Below are 21,738 nucleotides of genomic sequence, written 5' to 3' on the forward strand. Positions count from 1 at the left end.
CACTGGTAAAGCCGGCCGGCCCCGGATATGAAGCCCCCAATGATGCCACCGGCCTGCCCCTGCTGGCCCTTTTGCCCAACGAGACGAGAGCCCATGCAGCGCCTCCCCAAGATTCGTTTTCTTTCCTCCGCCGCCCCGCTGGCGATTCCCGTCGCCCTGCTGGCGGGCGCAACCCCCGCGCTTGCCGATACCACGGTCAGCACCAGCACGCTGACCCCGCTCACCACGTCCTCGGCCGGCAACGTCACCGTTGCCAGCGGCGGCGCGATCAAGCTGGCCAGTGGCAGCGCCACGGCCGTGACGGTCGATTCCTCCAAGACGGTCAACGTCAACTCGGGCGGGTCGCTCACGCTCAGCGGCTACAGCAACAGCGCGGGCATCGCCGTCAGCTCGGGCGTGACCACCACGATCACCAATGCCGGCACGATCTCCCTCACCGAAGACTACACGCCCGACGTGCTGGGCAACAGCTCGGTCGTCGATGGCTCGGTCTCGCAGCTCACCGGCCGCTATGGCATCCACATCCTGTCGGGCAGCGCCACCACGGCGACGATTTCCAACAGCGGCACGATCTCGGTCGAAGGCAACAATTCCGGCGGCATCGTCGTCGATTCGGACCTGACCGGCTCGATCACCAACACCGGCACGATCAGCGTCAAGGGTGACAGCTCGGTGGGCATCGAGACCGGCAACGTGACCGGCAACCTCAACATCGGCGGAACCGTCTCGGTGATCGGCCAGGGCGCGCAGGCCGTGGTCGTGAACGGCAACGTGACCGGCACGGTGAAGATCGACGGCGCGATGAGCCAGGCGGTCAGCTACACCGCCGACGATTCCACCACGCAGTATCTCTCGCCCTCCGCGCTCAGCAGCGGCAAGGCTGCGGTACAGGTTTCGGGCAATGTCACCGGCGGCGTGATCGTCACCGTGGCATCGAGCAGCGGCAGCACCACCGAAACCACCGGCTCGATCCAGTCCTATGGCACCAGCCCGGCGCTGCTGATCGGCGGCACCAGCAACACCACGATCGGTTCGGTCACGGCCACCACCGGCACCTATTCGGTGGCGATCGACGGCAGCGTGGGCGCTTCGGCCTATTATAGCGGGCTCAGCTCCTATGGCGTGGTGCTGGGCGGCCAGGGCGGCACCGTCACCCTTTCGAACGGCATCGGCGTCTATGGCACGGTTTCGGCCACCACGGTCAACAGCGATGCCACCGCGATCCTGATCAATTCGGGCGTCACGGCCACTTCGCTGTATAACGAAGGCACGATCAAGGCGACGGCGAGCGAGGTTTCCACCGGCAACCTCTATGGCATCCGCGATCTCTCGGGCACGCTGACCACGGTCAACAACACCGGCTTCATCACCGTGAGCGGCGCCACCACCGGCAAGAACGCGGCGATCGACCTTTCGGCCAACACCAGCGGCGTGACGATCACGCAGTACCTCAACAGCACCGACGCGGCGAGCCAGAAGACCGACAAGGCCGCCTCGGGCTATGACGTGGACACCGCCACCGTCTACACCGCGATCACCGGCGACATCTATACCGGCAGCGGCAACGACACGGTGGACATCGAATCTGGCAAGGTGACCGGCGACGCCTACCTGGGCGCGGGCAACGACACCGTGAAGCTGGCCGACGACGCCAAGTGGATCGGCGATATCGATTTCGGCACCGGCACGGCCACCATGTCGATGGCCGGCAATTCGCGCTTCACCGGCGAACTGATCCTCAATGACCAGGTCGGCACGCTGACCCTGGCCGATTCGGCGATCTGGAAGGGCACGATCAGCGGCGGTTCGCAGCTGGGCGTGACGGTCAACGGCGGCTCGTTCGGCGCCAACAGCACCGACACCACCACGATCAACAGCCTCACGGTCAATTCCGGCGGCACGCTGGGCGTCTATGTCGATGGCACCACCGGCACCGCGTCGAAGCTGGTGGCCAACACGGTGACCTTCAACAGCGGCTCCAAGATCGGCGTGACGATCTCCTCGTTCGCCAACGCGGCCGGGACTTATGACATCGTGTCGGCCGGCACGCTGACCGGCGGCAGCAATGTCACCACCAGCTCGCTTTCGCTGCCGATCCTGTTCAAGGGTTCGATCACCCAGTCGGGCAACGACCTGGAACTGACCCTGGCGCGCAAGACCGCCACCGAGCTGGGCCTCACGTCGCCCCAGGCCGCTGCCTATGACGCGATCATCGGCAATGCGGCCAGCTACAGCACGCTGGAATCCAGCCTGCTGCAGATGACCACGACCAGCGCGATGCAGAGCCAGTTCAACGAACTGCTGCCCGACTATGCCGGCGGCGCGTTCGACTTCGTCACCCGCGGTTCGCGCCAGGCGGCGCTGCACGTGGCCGACGATTCGTCGCTGTTCACCATCAGCAACACCGGCATGTGGCTGGAGCCGCTCTACTTCCGTGCCAGCAAGCACGACGGGGATTCGATCGGCTACAGCCTGAGCGGCGGTGGTGTCTCGCTCGGCCTCGAACGCGCCACGTCGCTGGGCAACATCGGCGCCTACTTCGATTGGACCAGCGGCACGGTGAACAACCACAACCAGCAGTCGCTGGGCGTGAACAACATCGAAATCAACGCCTTCTGGCGCAAGGCATTCGGCAAGCTCTACACCTTCGCCCGCGTCGGCTATGGCCGCTCGTCCTACAAGCTTGACCGCACCTTCACCGGCACGGTCGATTCTTCGGACATCACCTACACCGCGCACGGCGGCTGGAAGGGCCACTCGATCTCGGCCACCGGCGGCTTCACCTACGACTTCAATCTGAGCGACACGTTCAAGATCAAGCCCAAGGCGAGCATCGAGTACTTCCGCCTCAAGGAAAACGGCTACCAGGAAACCGGTACCGACGCGATCATCCTGCTGGTGCGCGGCCGCACCAGCACCGCCGTCAACGCCACCACCACCCTGGGCTTTGCCTGGAGCCGTGGCCCCAGCAGCTACGAAGGGCGCCCCTTCACCGTGGAAGCCGACTTCGGCCGCCGCAGCCACCTTTCGGGCGACCTGGGCCAGACCACGGCGATCTTCGGCTCGGGCCAGTCCTTCACGCTCACCCCGGAAAACCAGAGCTCGGCCTGGATCGGCTCGGTCGGCATTCTCCAGGGCGGCCTGGACTACACCTGGAAGATCTCGGCCGGGGCGGAAAAGCCGACCAACGGCGGCATTGCTCCCAACGTACGCGCTTCGCTCAGCATCGCGCTCTAAAGCGCGATGACAAAAAGTGGGCACCGGTTTTTGTCAAAAAATCGCGCGACAACAAATATCTAGAGTGTGAAGGCGTTTCAACGAAACGTCATCACACTCTGAGCCCGGACGCGAAAACAGAAAAAGGGGCGGCAACCACGCGGTTGCCGCCCCTTTTTGCTGGGCCTGCCGATTTGGCGGGCAGGGCGCGGGGCCGGGACGCGGAGCGAAAGCGGCGCTGCCGCGTTGCAGAACAAACAGATCTGCAACAGGAGCCTAGATGGAAGATCCCCGCAACTTGCCGCCCGAACGCCGCTCCCGCCGCTTTGCCCGCGCCGGCCTGGTGGTTGCCATCATCGTGGTCCTGACGATCGTGGGCGTGTTCGTGGGGCGCAACATCTGGCACGCCCGCGTGATGGATCAGGAACAGCACACCGGCGTTGCCAACGACGCATAAGGGCAAGCCAGGCCGCCGGCCTCAAGGCTGGTCGGCAACGCCATGGTCACGGCCAAAGTCTGGCCGGGCGTCATCCTGGCCCATCGCAATGATCGAGCGGCGAATGGCGCGGGTGCGGGTGAAATGGTCGAACAGCGCCGCGCCATCGCCCTTGCGGATGGCTTTTTGCAGTTCGGTCAGGTCTTCGGTAAAGACTTGCAGCATCGTCAGCACCGCATCGCGATTGTGCAGGAACACGTCGCGCCACATCGTCGGGTCGGACGCGGCGATGCGGGTGAAATCGCGAAACCCGCCGGCCGAGTATTTGATGACCTCGCTCTGCGTCACTTCTTCCAGATCAGACGCGGTGCCCACGATCGTGTAGGCAATGAGGTGGGGCAAGTGGCTGGTGACGGCCAGCACCAGATCGTGGTGGGCGGCGTCCATCATCTCCACTTTCGCGCCGAGCGCCTCCCAGAAGGCGGAAACGGCGGTGACGGCAGCGGGATCGGCGTCGTCGGGCGGTGTCAGGATACACCAGCGCCCCACGAACAGCGTGGCAAAGCCGGCGTCCGGGCCACTCTGCTCGGTCCCGGCCACGGGGTGCGCCGGCACGATCGTGGCGCCAGGCAGCGCCTCGCCCAGCGCCTTGAGCACGCTGGCCTTGCTCGATCCCACATCGCTGACCACGCATGCCGCGGGCAGATAGGGTGCAACGGCGGCCGCCGCCGCTGCCATCGCGCCCACCGGCACGCAGAACACCACCAGGTCGGCATCGGCCACGGCCTCGGCCGGGCTTTGCGCAATGGTCGTGGCGAGGCCGATCTGCGCCGCGCGGGCACGCACTGCCGGATCGGCATCATAGCCGGTGACCACCACGCCCGGCACGCGCGCGCGCGCCGCCAGGGCAACCGATCCGCCCAGCAGCCCCAGGCCGATTACCGCGATGCGCGCGAACGGCAGGCTCATTGCCCGGCGCGTTCGGGCTGGGCCTGGACCATCGCGCGCAGTGCACCGGCGATCGCGTCCATCTGCTCGGGCGTGCCGATGGTGATGCGCAGGCACTGCGGCAAGCCCTGGCCGGGCAGCCAGCGGGTGATATAGCCCGCGTCCATCAGCCCGAGATAGGCGGCCTCTGCGGTGAGCGCGCCGGAAAACTCGATCAGCACGAAATTGGCCTGGCTCGGCAAGGGGCGCAGGCCGTGGTTGCCCAGCGCTTCGAGCGCGGCGACAAAGCGCGCGCGCTCGCCCCGGTTATGCGCGGCAGAGGCCTGGACGAAAGCCTGGTCCGCCACGGCCGCCAGCCCCATCGCCTGGCCGGTGAGCGAGACATTGAACGGCCCGCGAATGCGGTTGAGCATGTCGACCACGTCCGCCGGGCCGGTGGCCCAGCCGATGCGTTCACCCGCCAGGCCATAGATCTTGGAAAAGGTGCGCGTGACCAGCACGTTGGGCGCGCTGCGCGCCAGATCGAGCGCCCCGTCGTCATCCTCTGCCGCAACATATTCGGCATAGGCCTGGTCCACCACCAGCAAGACATCGCCCGGAAGCCCGGCATGGAGCCGCGCCAGCTCGTCCCGCCCGATATAGCTGCCCGTGGGATTGTTGGGATTGGCCAGGAACACCACGCGCGTGCGCGGGGTTACCGCGGCCAGCAATGCGTCGACATCGGTGCCGTAATCCACGTCCGCCGCTTCCACCGGCGTGGCGCCGCATCGCCGCGCGGCAATGGGATAGACCGAAAAGCCATAGCGCACGAACAGCACTTCATCGCCCACCCCGGCATAGGCCTGGGCGGCGATGTGCAGCAGTTCGTCAGAGCCCGTGCCCATGACCACGCGCGCCGGATCGAGCCCGTGCAGCGCGGCCAACGCGGCGCGCAGGTCCTTGCTGTCGGGATCGGGATAGAGCGCGGCATTGGCCACCGCGCCGCGCGCCGCCACCGCCGCCGCGCTGGTGCCCAGCGGGTTCTCGTTGGCCGACAGCTTGATCAGCGGCTGGCCATCCGCACCCGTCGATTTGCCCGGCACATAGGCATGGATCGCCTTGATCCAGGCCTTGGGCTGCGGGCGGGCGGCGGTGCTTACGGGCGCGATCTGGTCGGTCATGATGGGGATGGGCTTTACGCCAAGCCCCGCGCAATTCAAGCGGCGCAGCGTTTCTGGCCGAAACTTGCGTTTCGGCGTTGGGGGAGCGGGCCGGTGCCGCAACCCTGGATTTCGGCATGCCGAAATCCAGGCAAACTAAGCAGCCTCGTTCCACGCCAGCCCGGCGCCGTTCCAGTCGGTCGCCATGGCAAAGGCCGGCATCGTCACTTTGGCGTTGGGGCCACGGTTGATCTGCATCGGCCCGCCCGGCCCGGCGCCCAGCGTCAGGCCGGCGGCCGAAAGCTGATAGGGCGAGACGCGATAGCGCGTGCACAGGCCGCCATTGCCGTCGCTCACCAGTTCCTGCTCGAATTCCAGGCCCTGCTGGTGGCCCTGGCTACGCCGTACCTTGGCCACCACCAGTTGCCCGTCGCCCAGGTCGAGCACGAACGGCGTTTCCAGCGGCACTTCGAGCAGCCCCTCGATCAGCGCGCCCGACATCGAGAGGTTGCGCAGCACCACGGGATAATAGTGATCCTCGTGCACCACGCCCACGCGGCGGAACATCGCCTGCCGCTGGTGGCGCTGGCGCGCCGGGCCCGAGGGCTCGATGATCCAGTCACCCCCGCCCAGCGCCTGGGTGAACGCGGCGTTGGCGAGCGGGTGGCTGTAGATGAAGCCCTGGACGTGGCCGACGCTCAAGGCTTTCATCAGGTCGAACTGGTCGAAGCTTTCCACCCCTTCGGCGGTGGTTTCCATGTCCAGCGCCTGGGCCAGGGCGACGATCGCGGTGATGATCGCGCGGTTGCGGCTGCCCGGTTGGGTGGCCCCGCGCACGAACGACTGGTCGATCTTGATCTTGTCGAACGGCGCGCTTTTCAGATAGCCGAGCGAGGAATAGCCGGTGCCGAAATCATCGAGCGCCAGGCGCACGCCCAGGCCTTTCAAGGCCTTGAACCGCGCGTCGGTAAGGCCGCCTTCCTCCAGGAACACCCCTTCGGTGATTTCCAGCTCCAGCCGCTGGGGATCGAGCCCCGATTGGGCCAGGGCCGAAGCGACGATCATCGGGAAATTCTCGTCGGCAAACTGAACCGGCGAGACATTGACCGCCACGCGCAACGGGGCACCCCAAGTGGCCGCATCGGCGCAGGCCGTGCGCAGCACCCATTCGCCCAGCGCACGGATCAGGTTGCATTCCTCGGCAATGGGAATGAACCGCGACGGGGAAATCTGCCCGTGTTCGGGATGGTTCCAGCGCAGCAGCGCTTCCACCCCGATTACCTGGTTGGTCTGCGCCTTGACGATGGGCTGATAGTGCAGGTCAAACTGGCCTTGCGCCAGGGCATCGTGAAGGTCTTCCTCCAAGGTCTTGCGATCCTCGGCCGCCTTGAGCAGATCGCTGGAAAAGAACCGGAAGCGCCCGCGCCCGCTGCCCTTGGCGGCATAGAGCGCCAGATCGGCGCTGCGCACCAGTTCGTCGGCGGCGGCCCCGTCGAACGGCGCGATCGCCACCCCGATCGAGGCCCCGATCAGGCAGCGGCTGCCTTCGATGAGATAGGGTTGCGACAAGTCCTCGATCAGCGCTTCGGCCAATTCGCCCAGGCGGCCGCGATCTTCGACATCGGGCAGGATGATCTGGAATTCGTCGCCGCCCAGGCGGCAGACCCGGCTGGCATCGCCCACCAGCCGCACCAGCCGATCGGCCACCTGCTTGAGCAGCGCATCACCGGCGGCATGGCCCAGCGTGTCGTTGACCTGCTTGAAGCGGTCGAGGTCGATCAGCATCGTGGCACAGGGACGCTTGGCCGCCGCCAGCGCGGCAATCTTGCGCGCCAGCATCAGGTTCATGTGGCGCCGGTTGGCAAGGCCGGTCAGCGAATCGTGCAGCGCCAGGTGGCTGCTTTCCTCGGCATGGCGGCGCTGGTCGCTGATATCGGCGCAATGGCCATGGAAGCCGGCAAACACGCCCTTGCGATGGATCGCCTCTCCCGAAAGCGACCACCAGCGCGGTAGCGCGGTATCGCCGCTGCGCACGGTCAGGCGCTCGAACCGGGTGCGGCGCGCCAGCACGAAGCGCAAGGATCGCTCGGTGCCCCCCGCATTGGCCCCGCCTTCGCCGGTCCCCTCTTCATGCTGGAACAAGTCAAGCAGGGTGCGGCCCAGTGGATCGCCATCGGTGCCCAGCACGGCGCGTGCGGCGGGAGAGAGATAGGTCAGCCGGCCATCGGCATCGCACGACCAGAACGCGCCCAGCCCCAGCGATTCATAAGCCTGGCACAAGGCGGCGGCCTGTTCGGGCAACAGGCCCGCTGCAGCGCCATCGGCATTGCGTGCCAGCCCATCGCCTGTGTTGCCAGGCCTGCCCCAGGCCATGCGCCGGATCACCATTCGAATCTCCGCCCGAGACACGTTCTCGCTACGGTGTTCTACGATGGGACAATTTCGCGAACGTTAACTTTGCAAAGTGCCAGCGGGCGTCCGTCAAACTTCCATAACAATCGGCCGGAAAACAAAAAAGAAGGCCGGAAGCTTGCGCTTCCGGATGCGGGTAAAAAGAAGCCCGGAAGCTTGCGCTTCCGGGCCAGGTCGTTCGCAGGAGGAACATGGTTTGGCGGAGGAGGGGGAGAGAGGGAGAGGATCAGGCCCCCCACCCCGCCAAGCTGGTGAAAACTTAGCCGTTGTAGGCGCGTTCGCCGTGTTCGGAGATGTCGAGGCCTTCGCGCTCGGCTTCTTCGGTCGGACGCAGGCCGATCGTCTTGTCCAGAGCGATGAACAGGATCGCCGAGACACCGCCCGAGAGCACCAGGGTGAGGACCACGGCCTTCACCTGGGTGATGATCTGGCCGACCAGGTTGTAGTCGCCGGCCTTGGCGGGGAACACGGTGTAGTCGATCCAGCCCTGGCCACCCAGGCGCGGGTCGGCGACGATGGCGGTGCCGATGGCGCCGACGATCCCGCCGATGCAGTGCACGCCGAACACGTCGAGCGTGTCGTCATACTTGAGGGCGTTCTTCACGGTGGTGACGAAGAAGAAGCAGATCGGCGAGACGACGAGGCCCAGGACAATGGCGCCCATCGGGGCGGCATAGCCGGCAGCCGGGGTGATGGCGACGAGGCCGGCGACGGCACCCGAGGCAGCACCCAGCATCGAGGGCTTGCCGTGCTTGATCTGCTCGACGATCGACCAGGAGACGGCGGCAGCGGCCGTGGCGACGAACGTGTTGATGAAAGCGAGCGCGGTGGCAGCGTTGGATTCAAGGCCCGAACCGGCGTTGAAACCGAACCAGCCCACCCACAGCAGCGAGGCGCCGATCATGGTCATGGTCAGCGAGTGCGGCGGGGTGGCTTCCTTGCCAAAGCCCAGGCGCTTGCCGATCACGAGGCAGCCGACGAGGCCAGCGATACCCGCGTTGATGTGCACCACGGTGCCGCCGGCAAAGTCCAGGCCGCCCCAGCCATAGATCAGGCCGGCGTCAGACGTGTTGTCCGACAGGAAGTCGGGACCGGCGAAGTACCACACCATGTGGGCCATCGGGAAATAGACGAGCGTGAGCCACAGGACCGTGAAGATCATCAGCGGCGTGAACTTCACGCGCTCGGCAAAGGCGCCCACGATCAGCGCCGGCGTGATGCAGGCGAAGGTCATCTGGAAGATGACGTAGACATATTCGGGCAGGTAGACGTTGTTGGAGAACGTCGCTGCGTAAGTCGAGGTGGAAACACCCGCAAGGAACATCTTCGAAAAGCCGCCGACATAGGGCGAGCCGCCGGTGAAGGCCATCGAGTAGCCCCAGCAGACCCAGCACAGCGCCGCGACCGAAACGATCATCAGCACCTGCATCAGCACCGAAAGCATGTTCTTGGTGCGCACCAGGCCGCCGTAGAACAGCGCCAGGGCGGGAATGCTCATCATCAGCACCAGAGCGGCCGAGACCAGCATCCAGGCGACGTCACCCTTGTTGACCATGGTGGCCATCTGTTCGGCCGTGGGGGCCTTGATCGGCCCGGCTTGCGCAAAGGCGGCAGAGGCCATGCCGAGGCTGAGCCCGGCTGCCGTCATGCCACTGATCATCTTGCGGATCATATGGTTTCCCCTCTTCTCGGAAGTCACAGCGCCGGCTCGCCGCTTTCACCGGTGCGAATGCGCACCGCCGAAGCGAGATCGAGCACGAAAATCTTGCCGTCGCCGATGGCCTCGGTGCTGGCAGTTTGCTGGATGGTCTCGACGATCTGCGCTGCCATGTCATCGCTGGCAGCGATTTCGAGCTTCACCTTGGGCAGCATGTTCGTGGAGTATTCGGCGCCGCGGTAGATCTCGGTCTGGCCTTTCTGACGGCCAAAACCCTTCACTTCCGACACCGTCATCCCAGCAACGCCCAGGCCCGACAGCGCTTCACGCACTTCGTCGAGCTTGAACGGCTTGATGATGGCGATGATGAATTTCATTCATGCCCCCTTTCACGGCCTCAACCATCCGGTTCGGAACCGGCATGAATGTTAAAGCAAGGGGCGTGCCAAATCAGTTTCCTTACGGAATCAGCGATTCACGGAAACCATATCCATTGTCGAGCGTTTGCCGTGCGCTCGATTCTTGTGCAGCGCAAAGAATCTGCCCAATTTTTAGGCAGGGTTTAGACGCAGCCGCGCCCAGACGGGTAGATGGTCCGATGCCTGCTGCGCCAAGGCGCTGTGATGCACGCCGGTGGCTTCCACCACCCAGTCGTGGCTCACCACGATGCGATCGAGCTGGCCCAGCGGGCGCCGCGCAGGAAAGCTGCGCCCGGGCGTGAGCACATCGAGATCGGTGGAAAACGCCTGGAGCGCCCCGCCGCGCGGCGCCCATTCGTTGAAATCGCCCATCAGCACGCGCGGACCCTGCCCGGCGGCGGCGCAGGCCACGCGCACCTGCTGGCGCCGGCGCAGGCCGGAAAGATCAAGGTGCATGCCGATCACCCGCACGCCCTGCCCACCCCAATCGAGATCCACCGCCACGGCGCCGCGTGGTTCCAGCGTGGGCAGGGGCACGGGCTGGCACGCGGTCACCACCAGATCGCGCCGCACCAGGATGACATTGCCGTGCCAGCCCAGGCTTCCGGCACGGCGCGCACGATCGATCACGCCGGGGGCCACTGCGCGCCATGGACTGCCGTGGGCCAGCAGCGCCGGCGGGATCACCCCTTCGCGCGTGCCGAACCGGCGGTCTGCCTCTTGCAGGGCAATCACGTCGGCGCCCAACTCGTGCAGCACCATGAGAATGCGCTCGGGATCGCAGCGGCGATCCGCGCCAACGCCCTTGTGGATATTGTAGCTGGCAAAGACCAGCGACCGCCCGGCTTGCGATGCAGCGCCCGCCTGCGATCCAGCGCCCGACGACATCGGTGTGTCCCGCGCGGTCAGAGAAAGTCCCGCAGCGTGGCGACGAAGCGATCGAACTGGTCGTGGTGCAGCCAGTGCCCGGCGTTGGCGAATTCCACCGCCTCGGCATTGCGGAAATGGGCGATGCGCCCGTCGCGCACCGGGTTGCCGGCCCAGGAATCCGCGCCGTTGAGCAGCAAGGTGGGGCTGGTGATCGCTTCCCAGAGCTCGTGCTTGCGATCCTGCGAGATATCATAGGGGTGTTCGATGTGGACGTAGGGATCGAACTTCCAGGTGAATGTGCCATCCTCGTTGCGGTTGATGCCGTGGATGGTGAGGTGCCGGGCCTGGGCATCGTTGATATAGGGGTTCTGCGCCTTCATACGCGCGATCGCCGCCTCGATGGTGGGATAGCGGCGCGGCAGGCGGCCGGCGGCCTTGCGCTTTTCGGCAATATAGTCGCGGATGCGGCGGGCGAAGGGCACGCCGCGCATGCGCGCTTCCCAATCGGGGGTGGGGAAGATGCCCTCGATCGCCACCAGCTTGCGCACGTCTTCGGGAAACAGCCCGGCATAACGCAGCGCCACGGCCGCCCCCATCGAATGGGCCACGATGGTCACGGGCGCCAGGCCCAGCTGGTGGATCAGTTGCGCCACGTCATAGACCATGTCCATGATGCGATAGTTGCCGTCCGATGCCCATTCGCTGTCGCCATGGCCACGATGATCGAGCGCGATCACGTGCCAGTCCTCGCGCAGGGCCTCCGCCGTCCAGTCCCAGCTGCGGCAATGGTCGCGCCCGCCGTGAATCAGCAGCAGCGGCGGCTTTTCCGCATTGCCCCAGTCCACATAGTGGAGCCGCAGGCGCTGCGAGATGAAGGTGTTCGAGGTCGGTCCGAGCAGATTCATGATTTCCACCCTGCCCATGCTGCACTGCGCTGGCAAGAGCGTGGCGCCCCATGTCATGGGGTAGCCCGAAATTACCTTTCCTTGGTGGCGCTGAACGTCAGGTCCGGGTTGCGTTCCTGCTGATAGCTCACGTCCCAGGCCGAGCGGGCCATGAACACGGGATCGCCGTCGCGGTCCTTGGCCAGGTTCGACAGGTTGAAATCGGCAAAGCCGCGCAAGGCTTCGGGCGTGCCTTTCAGCCAGCGCGCCGTGTCGAAGGGCGAAGGTTCGAGCACGGCTTCCACCTTGTATTCCGCTTCCAGCCGGCTGATCAGCACGTCGAGCTGAAGCTGGCCGACCACGCCGACGATCCATTGCGAGCCGATTTCCGGGTAGAACACCTGGATCACACCCTCTTCCGACAGATCGTCGAGCGCCTTGCGCAACTGCTTGGTCTTGGTGGGATCCTTCAGCACCACGCGGCGCAGGATTTCGGGCGCGAAGTTGGGCAGGCCGGTAAAGCGCACGTCGTTGCGTTCGGAAAGCGTGTCGCCCACCCGCAAGGTGCCGTGGTTGGGAATGCCGATGATGTCGCCCGCTTCGGCGCTATCGGCAATCTCGCGGTCCTGGGCAAAGAACAGGATCGGCGAATGCACCGCGATCGGCTTGCCCAGACCCGAGGGCACCAGCTTCATGCCGCGCTTGAACGTGCCCGAAACCATGCGCATGAACGCAATGCGGTCGCGGTGCTGCGGGTCCATGTTGGCCTGCACCTTGAACACGAAGCCGGTCACGTCGGCGCGGCTCGGCTCGATCGTGCCCTGGTCGCTGGCCTGGGGGCGCGGCGGCGGGGCATAGCGATCGATCGCCGCGATCAGCTCGGCAACGCCAAAGTTCTTGAGCGCCGATCCGAAATAGACCGGGGTCAGGTCGCCATGGCGATAGGCTTCCAGGTCGAACTTGGGATAGCCTTCGCGGCCCAGTTCGATCTCTTCGGCAAATTCATCGGGAATGGCGCCGGCAGCGGGATCGCGCCGACCCAGGAATTCGCGGCTGTCGCCTTCGGGGCGGGCAATGGTTTCGCTGGCAAAGTCATAGACGCCTTCGAACACGCCGCCCATGCCCACCGGCCAGCTCATCGGCGCGACATCGAGCGCCAGGGCATCGGCCACTTCATCAAGCGTTTCGAACACCGGGCGGCCTTCGCGGTCCACCTTGTTGACGAAGGTGATGATCGGCACCGAGCGCATGCGGCACACTTCGAACAGCTTGCGGGTCTGCGGCTCGATGCCCTTGGCCGCGTCGATCACCATGATCGCCGAATCGACGGCCGTCAGCGTGCGATAGGTGTCTTCGGAAAAGTCTTCGTGGCCCGGCGTATCGAGCAGGTTGAAGACGGTGCCGTCCTTCTGGAACGTCATGACCGAGGACGTGACCGAGATCCCGCGCTGCTGCTCGATCTTCATCCAGTCAGACCGCGCGCGCCGCGCCTGCCCACGGGCCTTGACCTCACCGGCCAGGTGGATGGCCCCGCCTTGCAGCAGGAGCTTTTCGGTCAGCGTGGTCTTGCCCGCGTCGGGGTGGGAAATGATGGCGAAGGTGCGGCGATTGGACATAACGTCCCCGCCCCTAGCCGCCGCGAACGGTCACGTCCATGCGGAAGCTGCGGCTCTCGCCTGGCGCGAGCAGGACGATGCCGGGCTTGTCCGCAATGTCGCCGGCAAAGCCTTCCGGATCGGCATGGCCGGCCCAGGGCTCGATGCAGATGTAGTTGGCGCCCGGCACCTGCCACAGGCCGAGCATCGTGGTATCGGGAAACGCCACGTCGAGCGCCGGACCGCCTTCCACGCCATAGGTCAGCGCACGGCTGGCCAGGTCGGTCCACACCACCGCGTCGGCCACGAACAGCCCCTCGCGCAGCGGCAGGATGCGGCCGCGCACCGGGCTGGCAAAGCCCTTGTCGAGCATCAGCCCGCTGTCCTTGCGCACGCGGCGGATCGGCGCCGGTTCGTCCTTGGTGAAGACCAGGCGGTGCGCGTGCTTGTCGGTGCTGCCCGGCAGCGGCCAGGCGAAGGCAGGGTGATAGCCGAAACTGAACGGCAGCGTTTCATTCCCCGGATTGCCGACCGTGGCCGTCATCGCCAGCGTCGCGCCTTCCACGGCAAAGGCCATTTCCAGCACGAAGGCAAAGGGATAGACTTCACGCGTGGCGTCGCTGTCCTGCAACCGGAAATGCGCGGTGGCGCCATCGTGGGCCACCAGTTCGAACGTGGAGCGCCGGGCAAAGCCATGGCGCGGCAGGGCATAGGCCTGGCTATCATGGCGCAGGGTGTCATCTGCCAGCGAGCCGACCACCGGAAACAGCAGCGGGGCATGCCCGCTCCAGAACGCGGGATCGGCGTCGGTCATCCATTGCGCCCCGGCCCGATCGGTGAGCGACCACAGCTCTGCCCCCAGCGGGTTGATCGCGGCGGTCAGCGTGTCGGACGCAATCGTGACGAGTTCGGGCTGGGTTTCGCTCATGGCCGCACGGTATGGCCAGAGCGCGCGCTCTTCGCAAGTGCGGTATGGGGTGCGGGGGTGGGATGAAGAATTCCCACGCCCCACCCGCCGTTCGGGCTGAGCTTGTCGCAGCCCCCAAGCCCGGCCTAGCCGCGCAGGGTGGCGCCCTGCTTGGCCGCAGCGGCCACGATCTTGTCGGAAATCGCCTTGAGGGCGGCTTCGTCGAAGCTCTTGTCGCCGGGCTGGAGCGTCACCTCGATGGCAAGGCTCTTTTGCCCTTCCGGCACGCCCTGACCCCGGAAATCGTCGAACACGCGCGCCGCCACGATGCTGGCCTTGTCAGCGCCCTTCACGCTGCGCAGCAGATCGCCGGCGGGCACCTTGGCATCGACCAGGAAGGCGAAATCGCGGGTCACGGCCTGGAGCGCGGGCGGGGCAAAGTGCGGGCGGGCAAAACCGCTGGCAACCTTCTTGGCCGGGACGCGATCGAGGAACAGTTCGACCACGGCTACGGGCACGTCGAGGCCAAAAGCCTTGGCCGTCGCGGGATGGATCATGCCCAGCCGCGCCAGAACCTGCTTGGGGCCAAGGCGCAGCGTGGCCGATTGGCCGGGGTGGAACTGCGGCCCCGCCTCACCCATCACTTGCAGGTTTTCCACCGGCGCGCCGGCCTGGGCCAGCAGCGCGAGCGCCTCGGCCTTGGCATCGAACGCATCGAAGGCCTGCGCCTTGCCCGTGGCCCAGCCGCGCGGGGTGCGTTCACCGGCCAGCACGACAGCCAGGCTCAGCCGCTCGTCGCTGCTGCCATCGTCGGCGCGCAGATAGCGGCGGCCGATTTCGAACAGGCGCACGCTGGATGCACCCCGATCGAGATTGCGGCGCGCCGCCGCCAGCAGGCCGGGCAGCAGCGAAGGCCGCATGGCCTTGAGGTCTTCCGAAATCGGATTGGCCAGCGTCCACACGAATTGCCCATCGGCAAAGTGTTCGGCCTGGGCCTGGGGCAGGAACGACCAGGTCACCGCCTCGTGAGCCCCTCGCGCCGCAGCCGCGCGGCGCAGGCGGCGTTCGAGCAGTTGCACCGGCGTGGCCGTGGGCCGCGCCACGCCATCGGCGCGGGGCAGCGGGGTGGACGGCACGGCATCGAGGCCGTGGACGCGGATCACTTCCTCGACCAGATCGGCCGGGCCGGCAATGTCCGGGCGCCAGCTGGGCACGGTGACGGTCCAGTCTTCATCCACGGCAAAGCCGAGCGCGGTGAGGATGCGCTTCTGCTCGCTCTGCGCCACGGCAATGCCGCCGAGCTGGCCGGCCAGCGCCGGATCATAGGCCAGGGTGTGCGGCGCCAACGGCGGCGTGCCCACGCGCGAGACTTCGCTGGCCGTGCCGCCGCAGATTTCGAGAATCAGCTGGGTCAGCAGGTCCATGCCGGTGTCCAGGAACGCGGGATCGACTCCGCGCTCGAACCGGCCGCGCGCGTCGCTGGCCAGCGCCAGGGCCTGGCCGGTGCGGGCGATATGTGCCGGATCGAAATAGGCGACTTCGAGCAGCACGTCGGTGGTCGTGTCGGCGCAGCCCGAATGCTCACCCCCCATGATGCCGCCAATGTCGTGTACGCCAGCATCGTCGGCAATCACGGTCATGAACGGCTGGAGTGCGTATTCCTTGCCGTTGAGCGCCAGCACGGTTTCGCGTTCACGCGCCTTTCGCGCGGTGACGGCGCCGGTCAGCTTGGCGAGGTCATAGGCATGGGCCGGGCGGCCATAGCCAAGCATCACGTAGTTCGTGATGTCCACCAGCGCCGAGATCGGCCGCTGGCCGGCGGCCTTGAGCCGGTCTTGCAGCCATTGCGGCGAAGGGCCGTTCTGCACGCCCTTGATCACGCGACCGTAAAACGCCGGGCAACCTTCTGCGTCCTCGATGCGGACTTCGACAGGGCACGGGCCTTCACCCGCCACAGGCGCCACATCGATGGCACGCAAAGTGCCGATGCCGGCCGCCGCCAGATCGCGGGCAATGCCATAAACGCCCATGCAATCGGGGCGGTTGGGCGTGATTGCCACGTCGAACACCGGATCGGAGCCGATGTAGTCGGCAAACGACTGGCCCAGCGCGGTATCGGCGGGCAATTCGATGATGCCGTCGTGTTCCTCGCCCAGGCCCAGTTCACGCGTGGAGCACATCATGCCGTTGGATTCGACACCGCGGATCGCGCTTTTGCGCAGTTCCATGCCGTTGGCCGGCACCACCGCGCCGGGTAGCCCGAGCACGCCGACTAGGCCGGCGCGCGCATTGGGCGCGCCGCAGACCACCTGGAGCGGCTGGCCATCACCCAGATCGACGCTGAGCACCTGGAGCTTGTCGGCCTGCGGATGCTTTTCGGCGGTGAGCACGCGGGCGACGCGAAAGCTGCTGAGCGCGGCCGAGGCATCGGTCACGCTTTCGATTTCCAGGCCCAGGCTGGTGAGCTTTTCGGCAATCTCGGTGGCGCTTGCTTGCGTATCGAGCAGGGCCTTGAGCCACGACAGGGAAAACTTCACGGCTTCACTCCAACACCGCCCGAAAGGGTGGGCACATCGAGCGCCCCAAATCCATAGTGGCCCAGCCAGCGGGCATCGCCATCGAAGAACGCGCGCAAGTCATCCAGGCCATACTTGAGCATGGCCAGGCGATCGACGCCGGTGCCAAAGGCAAAGCCCTGCCATTCATCGGGGTCCAGCCCGCCGAATTCGATGACCTTGCGGTTGACCATGCCGGAGCCCAGGACTTCCATCCAGCCGCCGCCCGGCGCATCGCCGCTGCCCCCCACCACGCGCTTGCCGTTCACCAGGGTATAGCCCACGTCCACTTCCACCGAAGGCTCGGTGAACGGGAAATAGCTGGGGCGCAGGCGCAGGACGATGTCGTCGCGCTCGAAGAACGCCTTGAGGAAGGTTTCCAGCGTCCACTTGAGGTGCCCCAGGTGAATGCCCTTGTCGATCACCAGGCCTTCGATCTGGTGGAACATCGGGGTGTGCGTGGCATCACTGTCAGACCGATAGACGCGGCCCGGCGCGATGATGCGCAAGGGCGCACCCTGCTTGAGCATGGCACGGATCTGCACCGGCGAGGTGTGCGTGCGCAGCAGCATGTCGCGCCCCTGCGCATCCTTGTCGGGGAAGTAGAACGTGTCGTGCATGGCGCGCGCGGGATGCGTTTCGGGCATGTTGAGCGCGGTGAAATTGTGCCAGTCGTCTTCGATTTCCGGGCCGCTGGCGACGGCAAAGCCCATGTCGGCAAAGATTTCGGCCAGCTCGTCCATGACTTGCGAAACCGGGTGGACCGAGCCACGCGGCGCTTCGGGCGCGGGCAGCGAGAGGTCCACCGCCTCGGCCGCCAGGCGCGCTTCCAGGGCGGCGCTTTCCAGCGCGGCCTTGCGTTCCGCCAGCGCGGCGGTGACCGCTTCGCGCAGGGCGTGGATCTGCGGGCCACGGGCCTGGCGTTCCTCGGGGCTCATCTGGCCCATGGTCTTGAGCAGGGCGGAAACCCAGCCCTGCTTGCCCAGGGCAGCAACACGGATCGCCTCCACGGCGTCAAGCGTGGTGGCCGCCGCGATGGCGCCGAGGGTTTGCGCCTGCTGTTGGTCTAGCTGTTCCATACGCGCCTGCCGCTAGCGCTTTGCGGGGCGGAAGGGAAGATGGGTTGCGTGGGCAAGAGGCCCTGCGCGTAACATGCCCTCCCCCAACCCCTCCCGCAGGCGGGAGGGGAGTTTGGCCGCTCTCCCCCTCCCGCTTGCGGGAGGGGGTCGGGGGGAGGGCATGTTCGCGAAAACCCCAACAGAAAAAGGCGCCCGCCCCGGTGAGGGCGAGCGCCTTTCAAACTGTATCGCTTAAGGCGATCAGGCGGCCGGAAGGGCTGCCTTGGCCTGGGCGATCACGGCTGCGAACACGCCGCCTTCGTTCATGGCGAGATCCGCCATGGCCTTGCGATCGAGTTCGATGCCAGCCAGCTTGGTGCCGTGGATGAACTGCGAATAGGTCAGGCCTTCGGCGCGGACGGCCGCGTTGATGCGCTGGATCCACAGGGCGCGGAAGGTCCGCTTCTTGACCTTGCGGTCGCGGTACGCATACTGGCCAGCCTTTTCAACGGCTTGGCGGGCAACGCGGATCGTATTCTTGCGACGGCCGCGGTAACCCTTGGCCTGGTCGAGAATGCGCTTGTGCTTGGCACGCGTGGTGGTGCCGCGCTTGATACGGGACATGGATCAGCCTCCTCAGTTCAGCCCGTAGGGCGCCCACTTCTTGATCACCTTCGCGTCAGCGTCGGAGATCACGTCGGTGCCGCGGTTCTGGCGGATGTACTTGGCGTTGTGGCTGATCAGGCGGTGACGCTTGCCGGCCACGCCGTGCTTCACCTTGCCCGTAGCGGTAAGCTTGAAGCGCTTCTTCACACCGCTCTTGGTCTTGAGCTTGGGCATTTTCGTCTCCTTGTTCGACGCGGTGTACCTGCCGTGGCAGCCCTATGTGGCCAGGCAGGAACGCAGGTCCGCGTGGATTGAAGGGGCGGCCCTTAACGAGGGAGGGCCGGTTTGGCAACTTGATTCGGGGGCCTTGGTCCTTGCAACGTCGGACTCCCCGCCAATCGGCCCATCGCCGTTCAATCGGTCGAAGGCATCGTGACCGGGCGCGCCTGTGGGCGGAACCATAGAGTGCCGCAGGCCGCATCGCGCGCCTGGCGCCGGGTCTTTTCATCGCTGCCCTGGGTGGATGTGAGCAAAGGCAGACCCGAACAGGCATTGTTGGCAATGCGGAACAGGGCATCGAAAGCGGTGGGATCGACGGCGCCGATCCCCAGTGGCCCCCGATCCGTGCTGTCGAACAGGGATTTGGTATCGATGTTTAGACATTCTGCAGACACGGCCCGTTCCACGGTCATCGGCTTGCTGGCGCTATCTTCGCAACCCTTTTGGATGGCCACGGCCTCCAGCCCCGAGCGGAAGCTGCCATTGGCATAGTGCAGGCCGACAGCGAGCGATTTCAATGCCTTCAATGCCTTGAATGCAGCGCCCACGACATCGCCATTGGCTACGGCAGTGAGGAACGCCCGCGCTCGATCGGCCGGCAACGCGGCCACCACCACCTTGATCAGGCTAGCTTCGACCAGCGGCAATTCGCTTTCGAAATTGGTGGCATAGCCCGTGCAGGCCTGCAGATTTGCCACATCGTTGACCACCGCATCGGCGGCTGCCGCGCCGCCACCTGCGACCGCTTTGGCTGCCGAGGCTGCCGGTCCCACAACGTGGCAAGGCGTATTGGCCGCTGCGGGCGCCTGATAAAGATTGGCAGCGGCAAAATCGATTTCCCGTGCTGCGCTGGCAAGGTAATTGGCAAAGGCATCGGCATCTTCCACCCGCACGGTGGACTGGCCCATGCGCGCCGCCATGGCCAGCACGATAGCCGCGCGGAGTAGGACGAGCTGCTTGTTATCGCGCGCGCGAAAACTGTGCCGATCAAGCGCCTTGGCCGGATAGCCACCGTTGCCATGGAGATCATCCAACACCATGGAACAGCCAGAAGTGGCAAGAAGACTGCAAGCAGCAACAGCGGAAACAATCCTGCGCATGGCCCCACTCCGTCCAAAAGACAATCGACGCGACCAGCGAGTTTTTGTTCAATTAATACTAAGCCATATAACCGCAGGCATCAAGTGGACGCGGCAAAACAGCCACAATGGCGCCTTATACCCTATTTAGATGATCACGCCCTATTCAACCAAGATCATGATCTTTGACGTCATCAACCACCGATATCGGCCAGATCGAACGGCGTGGTCTGGTAGACTTCGTTGATCCAGTTGCCGAACAGCTGGTGGCCATGGGTGCGCCAGGTGTTGCGAGGCAACTGGGCCGGGTTGTTGTCGGGATAATAGTGCCGGGGCACGATGCGCTCGCCATCGCGGCGGTATTCGGTGTCGAGCGTGAGCGTATCGTATTCCAGGTGGTTGAACATGTGCAGCGCGCGGCGTGCCGGATCGTCGACCAGGCAAGGGCCGACCTCCTCGCTGTCGAGCAGCACGGTGAGGCCGGCGCCCAGGTCTTCCCGGCGCACTTCGCTCCAGCGTGAGACGGGCACGGGCACCAGGTCCGACATGCCGCGCAGCCAGGGGCTGGCCGGCGCGCGGTTCACATGGGGAAACACGCCATGGGCCTTGGCGCCCAGTTGATGCTTGGGCACGCCGTGGAAGTGGGCGAGCGCGGCCATCGCGCCCCAGCAGATCGTCAGCAGGCGATGGCAGTGAGTCTGGCTCCAGTCGAAGATCTGGCGCAACTCGTCCCAATAGGTCACTTCGCCATAGTCCATGGTTTCCACCGGCGCCCCGGTAACGATCAGGCCGTCGAAGCGCTCGGCGCGCACGTCGGTGAACGGGCGATAGAATTCGGCGATGTGCCCGGCCGAGGTGGTCTTGCTGACATGGCCCGAGAGGCGCACCAGCTGCAGCTCGATCTGCAGCGGCGTGGCGCCGAGCAGGCGGGCGATCTGGGTTTCGGTGGTGATCTTGTCGGGCATCAGGTTGAGCAGCGCGATGCGCAGCGGGCGGATATCCTGCCGCGCGGCCTCGGTCTCGCCCATGACGATCACGCCCTCGGCTTCGAGCGTACGGCGGGCGGGGAGGTTGTCGGCAATCCTGATCGGCACGGGGCAAGTCTTTCCTGGGCAGTGAACTGCATCGAAACCGGGAAAGACGCCTGGGGCTTGCTCCGCTTGGTTGCCGGATCGGCCACATCCTCCCCGTTGGGGGAGCGCCACCTTGCCCGGAAACCGGCAGGTTGGCGTTGGGGCGTCGCCCCCAACTCTCGATGCTTGGCCGTGCATGTAGCGGCGGGGCGAGCGCTTTGCAAGGCGGCCCGCAAAGCCCCGCACCCTGCCGCAATCCTGCGTTTACCCCTTGCTCATGAGAATGAATCGCATTACTCTGCGAATCATTCTCATGAGCGAGAGACCCTCAGAGCGAGAGATACGGGCGTCATGTACATCTGCATCTGCAATGCCATTCGGGAAAAGGACCTGCGCCAGGCCGCCCGCTGCCACGCGCGCGGCGATGCCGAAGCGCTGTATGGCACGCTGGGCTGCCAGGCGCAGTGCCGCCAGTGCCTGGACGATGCCGACGACGTGGTGGCCGACGAGCGCGCCTGCGCCATGGCCTGATGCGCCCACGCGCATAATCTGCGGATTGCCCGCCAGCCTGGTCTGGCCTAGCCTGCCTTCCGGTTCAACGGCAT

The 21,738-nt window shown here is 65.7% G+C and carries 18 protein-coding genes and 1 riboswitch; of the genes, 3 read left to right on the forward strand and 15 right to left on the reverse strand.

Annotated elements, in window-relative coordinates; translation table 11 throughout:
• Window positions 1–93: 93 nt before the first annotated feature.
• On the forward strand, window positions 94–3,237 hold the full coding sequence (locus FHT19_RS13685; RefSeq protein WP_168555894.1) for an autotransporter domain-containing protein: 3,144 nt from the start codon (window positions 94–96) through the stop codon (window positions 3,235–3,237).
• A 259-nt stretch (window positions 3,238–3,496) separates the two neighbouring features.
• Entirely contained in the window at window positions 3,497–3,673 is a 177-nt protein-coding gene (locus tag FHT19_RS13690; RefSeq protein WP_168555893.1) for a hypothetical protein, read from the forward strand.
• A gap of 21 nt (window positions 3,674–3,694) precedes the next feature.
• Here FHT19_RS13690 and FHT19_RS13695 read toward each other — a convergent pair whose 3' ends face one another.
• From FHT19_RS13695 to FHT19_RS13765, 15 genes are all read right to left on the reverse strand, one after another.
• Window positions 3,695–4,621: a prephenate/arogenate dehydrogenase family protein gene (locus tag FHT19_RS13695; protein WP_169475596.1), complete on the reverse strand. Its 927-nt coding sequence runs from the start codon at window positions 4,619–4,621 to the stop codon at window positions 3,695–3,697.
• A complete protein-coding gene (gene hisC / locus FHT19_RS13700) occupies window positions 4,618–5,760 on the reverse strand; it encodes a histidinol-phosphate transaminase (RefSeq protein ID WP_169475597.1) in 1,143 nt (380 codons plus the stop codon). The genes FHT19_RS13695 and hisC overlap by 4 nt, the downstream gene beginning before the upstream one ends.
• A 135-nt stretch (window positions 5,761–5,895) precedes the next feature.
• The gene (locus FHT19_RS13705; protein ID WP_169475598.1) at window positions 5,896–8,127 is read right to left on the reverse strand and encodes an EAL domain-containing protein; all 2,232 of its coding nucleotides are present in this window, start codon (window positions 8,125–8,127) and stop codon (window positions 5,896–5,898) included.
• A gap of 283 nt (window positions 8,128–8,410) precedes the next feature.
• Window positions 8,411–9,823, reverse strand: coding sequence for an ammonium transporter (locus FHT19_RS13710; RefSeq protein ID WP_168555890.1), 1,413 nt, complete (start codon window positions 9,821–9,823; stop codon window positions 8,411–8,413).
• 23 nt (window positions 9,824–9,846) lie between these two features.
• Window positions 9,847–10,185 (reverse strand): P-II family nitrogen regulator, encoded by a 339-nt coding sequence (locus FHT19_RS13715; protein WP_168555889.1) that lies wholly within the window; start codon window positions 10,183–10,185, stop codon window positions 9,847–9,849.
• Window positions 10,186–10,359: 174 nt separating this feature from the next.
• On the reverse strand, window positions 10,360–11,115 hold the full coding sequence (locus FHT19_RS13720) for an endonuclease/exonuclease/phosphatase family protein (RefSeq protein WP_168555888.1): 756 nt from the start codon (window positions 11,113–11,115) through the stop codon (window positions 10,360–10,362).
• A gap of 17 nt (window positions 11,116–11,132) precedes the next feature.
• The gene (locus FHT19_RS13725; protein ID WP_168555887.1) at window positions 11,133–12,002 is read right to left on the reverse strand and encodes an alpha/beta hydrolase; all 870 of its coding nucleotides are present in this window, start codon (window positions 12,000–12,002) and stop codon (window positions 11,133–11,135) included.
• Between the two features lie 71 nt (window positions 12,003–12,073).
• A complete protein-coding gene (locus FHT19_RS13730; RefSeq protein WP_169475599.1) occupies window positions 12,074–13,597 on the reverse strand; it encodes a peptide chain release factor 3 in 1,524 nt (507 codons plus the stop codon).
• A gap of 13 nt (window positions 13,598–13,610) precedes the next feature.
• Complete coding sequence (locus tag FHT19_RS13735) at window positions 13,611–14,504, reverse strand: aldose 1-epimerase family protein (protein ID WP_169475600.1); 894 nt, start codon at window positions 14,502–14,504, stop codon at window positions 13,611–13,613.
• A 125-nt stretch (window positions 14,505–14,629) separates the two neighbouring features.
• Window positions 14,630–17,020, reverse strand: a complete 2,391-nt coding sequence (gene pheT, locus FHT19_RS13740; RefSeq protein WP_169475601.1) for a phenylalanine--tRNA ligase subunit beta — start codon at window positions 17,018–17,020, stop codon at window positions 14,630–14,632.
• Window positions 17,017–18,117 (reverse strand): phenylalanine--tRNA ligase subunit alpha, encoded by a 1,101-nt coding sequence (gene pheS / locus FHT19_RS13745; RefSeq protein WP_169475602.1) that lies wholly within the window; start codon window positions 18,115–18,117, stop codon window positions 17,017–17,019. Before pheS ends, pheT begins: the two co-directional genes overlap by 4 nt.
• Before the next feature lie 240 nt (window positions 18,118–18,357).
• A complete protein-coding gene (gene rplT / locus FHT19_RS13750; protein WP_022676504.1) occupies window positions 18,358–18,720 on the reverse strand; it encodes a 50S ribosomal protein L20 in 363 nt (120 codons plus the stop codon).
• A gap of 12 nt (window positions 18,721–18,732) precedes the next feature.
• The gene (rpmI, locus tag FHT19_RS13755) at window positions 18,733–18,936 is read right to left on the reverse strand and encodes a 50S ribosomal protein L35 (protein WP_022676503.1); all 204 of its coding nucleotides are present in this window, start codon (window positions 18,934–18,936) and stop codon (window positions 18,733–18,735) included.
• Window positions 18,937–19,115: 179 nt separating this feature from the next.
• Window positions 19,116–20,021, reverse strand: a complete 906-nt coding sequence (locus FHT19_RS13760; protein ID WP_169475603.1) for a hypothetical protein — start codon at window positions 20,019–20,021, stop codon at window positions 19,116–19,118.
• Between the two features lie 233 nt (window positions 20,022–20,254).
• Window positions 20,255–21,154 carry a homoserine O-succinyltransferase gene (locus FHT19_RS13765; protein WP_168555881.1) on the reverse strand — a complete coding sequence of 300 codons (900 nt, stop codon included), beginning with the start codon at window positions 21,152–21,154 and terminating at the stop codon, window positions 20,255–20,257.
• A gap of 56 nt (window positions 21,155–21,210) precedes the next feature.
• Window positions 21,211–21,324, reverse strand: a riboswitch (SAM-I-IV-variant riboswitch).
• A 160-nt stretch (window positions 21,325–21,484) separates the two neighbouring features.
• Between FHT19_RS13765 and FHT19_RS13770 the strand changes: the two genes are divergently transcribed.
• Window positions 21,485–21,664 (forward strand): bacterioferritin-associated ferredoxin, encoded by a 180-nt coding sequence (locus tag FHT19_RS13770; protein WP_022676501.1) that lies wholly within the window; start codon window positions 21,485–21,487, stop codon window positions 21,662–21,664.
• Window positions 21,665–21,738 lie beyond the last annotated feature (74 nt).

This window comes from Novosphingobium sp. SG919, assembly GCF_012932495.1.
Classification (GTDB): domain Bacteria; phylum Pseudomonadota; class Alphaproteobacteria; order Sphingomonadales; family Sphingomonadaceae; genus Novosphingobium; species Novosphingobium rhizosphaerae.

What these genes read in the sequence shown, in the direction of transcription:
- FHT19_RS13685 (WP_168555894.1), top strand. Translation starts at nt 94, where the DNA reads ATGCAGCGCCTCCCCAAGATTCGTTTTCTTTCCTCCGCCGCCCCGCTG.
- FHT19_RS13690 (WP_168555893.1), top strand. Translation starts at nt 3,497, where the DNA reads ATGGAAGATCCCCGCAACTTGCCGCCCGAACGCCGCTCCCGCCGCTTT.
- FHT19_RS13695 (WP_169475596.1), bottom strand. Translation starts at nt 4,621, where the DNA reads ATGAGCCTGCCGTTCGCGCGCATCGCGGTAATCGGCCTGGGGCTGCTG.
- hisC (WP_169475597.1), bottom strand. Translation starts at nt 5,760, where the DNA reads ATGACCGACCAGATCGCGCCCGTAAGCACCGCCGCCCGCCCGCAGCCC.
- FHT19_RS13705 (WP_169475598.1), bottom strand. Translation starts at nt 8,127, where the DNA reads ATGGTGATCCGGCGCATGGCCTGGGGCAGGCCTGGCAACACAGGCGAT.
- FHT19_RS13710 (WP_168555890.1), bottom strand. Translation starts at nt 9,823, where the DNA reads ATGATCCGCAAGATGATCAGTGGCATGACGGCAGCCGGGCTCAGCCTC.
- FHT19_RS13715 (WP_168555889.1), bottom strand. Translation starts at nt 10,185, where the DNA reads ATGAAATTCATCATCGCCATCATCAAGCCGTTCAAGCTCGACGAAGTG.
- FHT19_RS13720 (WP_168555888.1), bottom strand. Translation starts at nt 11,115, where the DNA reads ATGTCGTCGGGCGCTGGATCGCAGGCGGGCGCTGCATCGCAAGCCGGG.
- FHT19_RS13725 (WP_168555887.1), bottom strand. Translation starts at nt 12,002, where the DNA reads ATGAATCTGCTCGGACCGACCTCGAACACCTTCATCTCGCAGCGCCTG.
- FHT19_RS13730 (WP_169475599.1), bottom strand. Translation starts at nt 13,597, where the DNA reads ATGTCCAATCGCCGCACCTTCGCCATCATTTCCCACCCCGACGCGGGC.
- FHT19_RS13735 (WP_169475600.1), bottom strand. Translation starts at nt 14,504, where the DNA reads ATGAGCGAAACCCAGCCCGAACTCGTCACGATTGCGTCCGACACGCTG.
- pheS (WP_169475602.1), bottom strand. Translation starts at nt 18,117, where the DNA reads ATGGAACAGCTAGACCAACAGCAGGCGCAAACCCTCGGCGCCATCGCG.
- rplT (WP_022676504.1), bottom strand. Translation starts at nt 18,720, where the DNA reads ATGTCCCGTATCAAGCGCGGCACCACCACGCGTGCCAAGCACAAGCGC.
- rpmI (WP_022676503.1), bottom strand. Translation starts at nt 18,936, where the DNA reads ATGCCCAAGCTCAAGACCAAGAGCGGTGTGAAGAAGCGCTTCAAGCTT.
- FHT19_RS13760 (WP_169475603.1), bottom strand. Translation starts at nt 20,021, where the DNA reads ATGGTGTTGGATGATCTCCATGGCAACGGTGGCTATCCGGCCAAGGCG.
- FHT19_RS13770 (WP_022676501.1), top strand. Translation starts at nt 21,485, where the DNA reads ATGTACATCTGCATCTGCAATGCCATTCGGGAAAAGGACCTGCGCCAG.